Source organism: Fervidobacterium sp., assembly GCA_026419195.1.
Classification (GTDB): Bacteria; Thermotogota; Thermotogae; order Thermotogales; family Fervidobacteriaceae; genus Fervidobacterium.
The window spans coordinates 1-6,428 of record JANZZV010000016.1 but is presented as its reverse complement, the minus strand read 5'-3'; the positions used below and the strand labels follow the sequence as shown (position 1 = coordinate 6,428).

The 6,428-nt window shown below is 34.3% G+C and carries 6 protein-coding genes; 1 reads left to right on the top strand and 5 read right to left on the bottom strand.

Annotated elements, in window-relative coordinates; translation table 11 throughout:
* Positions 1 to 419, bottom strand: a 419-nt coding sequence (locus tag N2Z58_09340; GenBank protein MCX7654861.1) for an AAA family ATPase, incomplete at its 3' end; no start/stop codon positions are given.
* Between the two features lie 277 nt (positions 420 to 696).
* On the opposite strand from N2Z58_09340, the gene N2Z58_09335 reads away from it, so the two are divergent.
* Positions 697 to 1,764 carry a hypothetical protein gene (locus N2Z58_09335; GenBank protein ID MCX7654860.1) on the top strand — a complete coding sequence of 356 codons (1,068 nt, stop codon included), beginning with the start codon at positions 697 to 699 and terminating at the stop codon, positions 1,762 to 1,764.
* A gap of 54 nt (positions 1,765 to 1,818) precedes the next feature.
* Here N2Z58_09335 and N2Z58_09330 read toward each other — a convergent pair whose 3' ends face one another.
* The 4 genes from N2Z58_09330 to N2Z58_09315 all read right to left on the bottom strand — a co-directional run.
* The gene (locus tag N2Z58_09330) at positions 1,819 to 3,270 is read right to left on the bottom strand and encodes an insulinase family protein (protein MCX7654859.1); all 1,452 of its coding nucleotides are present in this window, start codon (positions 3,268 to 3,270) and stop codon (positions 1,819 to 1,821) included.
* Between the two features lie 17 nt (positions 3,271 to 3,287).
* On the bottom strand, positions 3,288 to 4,598 hold the full coding sequence (locus tag N2Z58_09325) for an insulinase family protein (protein MCX7654858.1): 1,311 nt from the start codon (positions 4,596 to 4,598) through the stop codon (positions 3,288 to 3,290).
* 342 nt (positions 4,599 to 4,940) lie between these two features.
* Complete coding sequence (locus N2Z58_09320) at positions 4,941 to 5,678, bottom strand: hypothetical protein (protein MCX7654857.1); 738 nt, start codon at positions 5,676 to 5,678, stop codon at positions 4,941 to 4,943.
* 82 nt (positions 5,679 to 5,760) lie between these two features.
* A partial coding sequence (locus N2Z58_09315) for a hypothetical protein (protein MCX7654856.1) occupies positions 5,761 to 6,428 on the bottom strand: 668 nt, incomplete at its 5' end.

Below are 6,428 nucleotides of genomic sequence, written 5' to 3'. Positions count from 1 at the left end.
TTGTTAGTTTCCTTTGATAACTTGATTACCAATTCATAAAGCATGTCTGCCTCATGTTGACTTTCCAAATTTATATTATATTCATTCGCTATTTCCATAATTCTTTCAGATAAAGATTGTCTAAAATTTGTAATTTCATCAGTTGTTACTGAATTCATATCCAATCTAACCACAGGAAAGCTTTCCCAGTTCCATTTGTCATATATCCATGTATCAACAAATAATTCTTTCTCTCCTTTAAACAAATACTCAAGTACGCTCACAAGTAAACTCTTCCCAAATCTCCTCGGACGAGATAAAAAATAATATCCTTTTGGCTTTTTTACCATATCATATATATACTTCGTTTTATCTACATACACAAAATTCCCATTTATCAAATCTTTATACTCACTTATTCCTATCGGTAGTTCTTTCATCCTACCACCTCTTATTGTTTTCTATAAAGCTCAGTATCCTGAATTTTGTTTTTCAACAGATGTCTACTAATTTATCACGACTCATCAGCTCTCCTTTTTTTAGCACAGAAGTGTTAGTGTTTTTTTGGAACGCAATATAAATTATATCACAGTCGAACGAGTTAGTATCCCATAATTGATACCCTATATAGTACGAACGCCAAGAGAGTAAAGATTGTCTAAACGTAATAGAGTAATTTCTAAAGAATAATTATTCTGATTTGGGAGATGAGTTAAAATGTTTATTTTGAGAAGTAAGTATTTTAGCATCCTAGTAACAAGCATCTTCTTAATTTTTTTATCATTATTAACAACATTAGCTGCTCAAGATTTACCAACTTTTGCTAATCAACAGGCACTTTGGGCAGAGTTACCTGGGTGGATAAAAGAAGGAGTCTGTATCGTTTATCAGCTTCAAGCTGGTGTAAGAACAGGATATGGTGCTGAGAATTTAAGTGCTTCCGGAGTTGGGTATAGGGTTTACCTTGTGACTAATATTGTTGAAAAGAAGGTATACGGTATTAGATTTGATTATGATAGGGATCCTGTCAGAGGACTTTTTTCCTACAAAACTTCGCAAACTTTGTTGAATGTTCCAACAGAATTCCTCTACATGCCATTAAGTGTTGTGCAGCAAGCTTTAAGTGAACGTGACATTTATGCGCAATACGGTGTTTATGTCGAAGGTGGTCAGACAGAAAAAGGAATTTATTATTTTGCAATAACTCGGAAAGGTCAATCTGAAGTTACTGTTTCATCTTACGAATTAACAGAGGAAGGTATAATAAGGAAAGCTACACATACAAGGCAATCTTTACAGGGAGCTGATGCAGCTAATCTTACTTTAGTTGGTATATATCAAATTAGATTGCCTAAGTTAAGCTTGCCACCTGCTGCAAAGCAAAGTTTGTATTACTCGGTAGTATATGGAGCATACGGTGTAACTGTTCCGTGGTCCCAAGTTCAAATTACACCGACAAATGTAGAAGGTAGTGTTATACACATTAGGATGTCTCATACAGGGAGAATTTCGAATGTACTAAATGTCATAGGAAATGAGTACCTTGGACCACATTACATTAATCCAGAACTATTAAAGATCGCGAAGATCATAAGTATACCTGATATAGGATTCGAAATGAGAACAGCAGGATATGGACAGAATGGTGGGATAGTAGTGGCAACAATTTTCGAAAACAGAGTAGTGGCTATAAACGAATACGACCCTTATAGTGGGGTGTTAATTTCTTCGCAATTTATGGACAGAGATTTTTTATATACTGTACAACTGTTAGGTGGATATTAAAAATAACAAGCAAGGTGATTTACTTACCTTGCTTGTTATTTTTAAAACATTATCCTATTTAACCTCGATAACTTCAAAATTTGTGAATCCATTTTGTTTAAGGTTTTCAACAATCTTTTCTTTTACACCAACTAAAACAACAAAGAATTTTTCAGGATACGTGTATTGTTTAAATACCTCATTGGCTTTATCTGCCTTGAGAGAGTTGTATCTTTGAATAAATTCATTTACATAATTTGAGCTTCTTTTTCTAACTTCAACATTGAACGCCACACTGTCTAATATTGAGATTGTATCTTTATAAGCATCTGGGAACTGAGCATTATACAAATTTACAACTTCAAACAACTCTTGCTCTGTTATGGGTCTTTGACCTGTTTTTATATCTTTCATCTCCGAAATGATAGTGTTGATTGTATCACTTACGGCTTCGTATTTCACGGATGTTGTAACGTAATATTCTCCCCCAACTTCGTAGTTTTGCATTGTAGCATTAACACCATATACATATCCTTTCTTTGTTCTCAGTGTGTCCATTAACCTGCAGTTGAAAGCTCCACTACCGTAAACCCTGTTAGCCATCAAAAATTCTATTCTTTCAGGAAACTTAGCATCAAAAAATTCATATCCCATTATAAGGTAAGCTTGTGTTGAGGAGGGTCTATCAACAACAAAAATCTTTCCGTAAGGAGGTGTGTATTTGTTAGCTTTAAAGTTTAGCTCTTCGGTTGTTGTTGGTTTCCAGCTGGAGAAGTACTTATTAATTAAGTTTTTGACTTTTGTCTTATCAAAATCACCAGCTATTGAGAGAACTATTCTATTTGGTGAAATAGAATTATTATAAAATTTCTCCACAAGTAGTGGGGTAAAAAGATTGAAATTTCTCAGCTGTAATTCGTAATTTGCTGAGAAAGAATAAGGATGGTTCTCACCGTACAATGCAGTGTAAAAGTATCTATTGGCAAGCCCCTTTTCTTGGGTCTTTGCTTGGTTTAAAGCTTGTATAAACTCTCCTCTGATTCTTTCAAAATTTTCGCCTGAGAATTCTGGATTAGCTAGTTCGTCAGATAATATGTTCAATAAATCCTCAAGATCTTCGGAAAGACAAGAGGCTATTATTTCATAGTAATCGTTTTTTGCGGACATTGATATGGAAACACTATTCAGTTCTTTTTCTTTTGCAAGTGTCAATTCATCTCTGTTTTTCGTAGAAGAGTTCATAAGTGATAACATGAAAGAAGATATACCTGCATTTTCCTTGGTTTCATTGAGCATACCGTACTTCACATAGCCTTTTATCTCGACAATTGGTAGTTTGTGATCTTCTGCTACATACAATACCATACCGTTTGGAAGTTGTATTCTTTCATACTGGGGTATGGGAATCACTGGGACTTTGTTTTTTGTTCCGGCAAGCTGATCGAAAAGTTCCGGCGTGAATTTTATCGAGAAAGCAAGTATGGATATTACAACTAAGAAAAGTATCGAAATTTTCAAATACTTCATCTTTATACCCCCCAATCTTATCTGTTAGGTACTATGTAGCCTACATATCTATTTTTTGGTAAGAAATATTCTCTTGCTACCCTTTGTATATCTGCACTTGTCAATTTAGCTATATTCTCTATTTGTTTCTTGTAGAACAAAGGATCATCGTATCTTAAAGCTCCCAAAATCACTTCTTCGGAAAATTCTTTTATATCCTTTAAACGAAACATTATATTTTTCAAAAGTGTTTTTTTAACTTTCGTCAACTCTTCCTCGCTGACACCTTCTTTGACTATCTTTTCAAGTTCTTTGTCCATTTCTTGTTTGATCAAATCCAGATCTGCTTCCCTGTATCCGAAGGCATATACAAGTGCATAAGATGGTATTCTCAAATCGTTAGTAAAACCTCCACAACCGAGTATCAATCCTTTGTTATAGTAAAGTTCGTTATTCACTCGTGAACTTTCACTGTTAAGCCATATATCAAGAAGTGCGTTTATAGCTGCGATATCTGGATGATCCCCGCGTGGTATGTTGTACATTTGTAGCATCAGTGCAAGCTTAGTAAGTCGTGGCAGTCTAATAACCTTCTCACCTTCAAACTTCGTTGTTCTATATTCAGGTCTTTTGATTTCCATTGGTTTATAATCACCAAAATATTTTTCAACAAGCTTTACAGCTTCGTCTGGATTAACATCACCCGAGATGGCTATTATCGCATTGTTTGGCGCGTAGAACATCTCATAAAAACTTCTTATGTATTCATGTGTCATATTACTTAAATCATTCATCCAACCGATAATAAAATGTCCAAGGGGGGTTTTCTCAAATGCTTTTGCTTGTAGCTCTTCCCAACCAGACTGAATATAGTTATTTTCCGTTGACTGCCTACGTTCTTGCTTTACAACATCCAGTTCTCTGTAGAAATCTTCTGGATCAATTTTCAAATTCCTCATTCTATCCGCTTCAATTGCAATGGCAAGTTCCAATTTTGCCGATGGGACAACTTCATAATAAACTGTATAGTCGTAGTACGTACCTGCGTTATTTTCACCACCTACTGAGGTGATAAGTTCATCCAATTTCCCCTTTTTCAGAGCTTCCGTACCGTTGAACATCACATGCTCAAGTAAGTGGGCTGCTCCAGTTCTACCCTCTAACTCATCTATAGATCCTACTTTGTACCAGATCTCAAATTTCACAAGTGGTATCGTACGATCCTCAAACACATACACCTGCAAACCGTTAGAAAGTTTGTAATACTTGTAATTAACTGTTGGAACTTCGAGTGCAAGTAGTAGAGTTGAAACGAAAACCAAAAGCAAATACAAAACTTTTCTACCCAAAGTAACCGCCTCCCCTATTTTAAAGTACGGATTTGAAAAATTAGACATAAAAGTTTTTTACTTTTACTTAATAAACTGAGCTTATTTTTCTTATATTTGTATAAAAACGATTAGACTCTGTTTATCATGCACCTGGTTTTTGTCAGCTTTTCGCGTTTTTAAATTTATTGTGAAGGTAAACCTTACAACTTTAACTTTTTGATAACTAGCAAATTTAAAAAATTTTACCAAATTTATTTGAAAAGTGTTGAATAAGCGTTGAATTGGTGTTGTATTTTTATTTCTTGGTGTTATCTGAACGTTTGAAAAAACTCATGAAACGCGATGTTTTGGTTTGTCATTTTAGTTTTTGGATACATCTTTTGATTTTTCGAAAGATCTTTTCAACATATTTATAAATGATTGACCAACTCGGAGCGCCGGTTCAAAATCTTTGTCAAATATAAAACTTAAAATGTTATTTGCAAGTTCCAGTCGATCCAATTTTCTTATATCCTTCTGAACTTTTCCCAACATTTCCTCCGCATCTTCCTTGCATAAAAATTTTTGCAAAACTAATTTTAGTGATTCTTCTCCAAATTCCAAGATGCTCCTATTAAAGCTAAAATCGTATATTTGATTATTTTTTTTGAGAAACCTTTCAATTTGTTCTCTTGTATAATCGTCTGATACAAAGTATCTTATTTTCCTTTTATCTTGCAAAATTTCATAAGCGGCATTGTGAAAAAGATTTTTTCCAACGTACTCTTCTATTTCTTTTTCCGAGGACAAAGTCTGATATTTCAATTTTCTTATGTAACCATCAATTTGTCTTGGTTCGAGTTTCAAAAAAGAAGCTATTTCTTCCGACAATTCTATATCCTTAATTTGCTTTGAATCAGTAGGAAAATAAAACATCTTCGCAAGGGAACTTATTATTTCAATTATTATAGCTGTTTTGGTCATGTAATTCAAATTTTTCTCAGATAAACTTTTTAAAAACTCATAGTAACATTTACAGAAAATTTCTTTTTGTTTCTCATCATTGAGTTCTTGAAAGAATTCTTCGAAATTTTCAGAATTTTTGATTTTGTCTATCATATTCTTACCTCCTCATTCTTGTAAAAAAAATTATAAAAGGTCTTGGGGGATTACCCCAAGACCTTTAGAAACAGAAATCTATTTAGAAAATTCTCCAAAAGAAAAAGTCTGTGCCAGCTATTTCCGAATACTTACCAAAGGCAAACATACCAGGTATTACAGAACTTGCATCTAAAGATCGAACCTCAATGCTTTTACCATTCACTGTTATTGTTGCTTTAACGTTTGCCCCTCCGTTATGTGTAATTAAATAAACTCCTGGTTCGGCTGATGCTGGAAGAATGTATGAAAATCCCTGAGTTGTCGTTACTGTACCTGATGCAACATCTACTGTTGTGTTTTCGCTAATGCGCTTTACCGTAACTGTGAAGCTACCACTTTCGGCCTTTGGAACTTCTATTTTGAATGTGCTTGAGAAAATTTGGTTTATTTTTTTGGTTTCTCCTTTTCCAAGTGTAACACTTCTTGTGTAATAAAGTTGTTCTTCTACAAAACCAACTGTTGAATAATCCCAATCTGGTCCACCAATGTATACATCGTACGTTCCTGGTTCTATGAATTTAAACCTTGCCACAGCTTTATTTGAACCACCCGGGAGAGTATCCATATATGTTTTCTCAAAGTACATTCTTCCTGTTGCTCTATCTTTTATGGTAACAAACACGTGCTCAACAGGATTACCTTTCCTGTCAGTTACATACACTTCCAATTCCGCTGGCTGTAATTCATCTATATCTGGACCTGTTACAG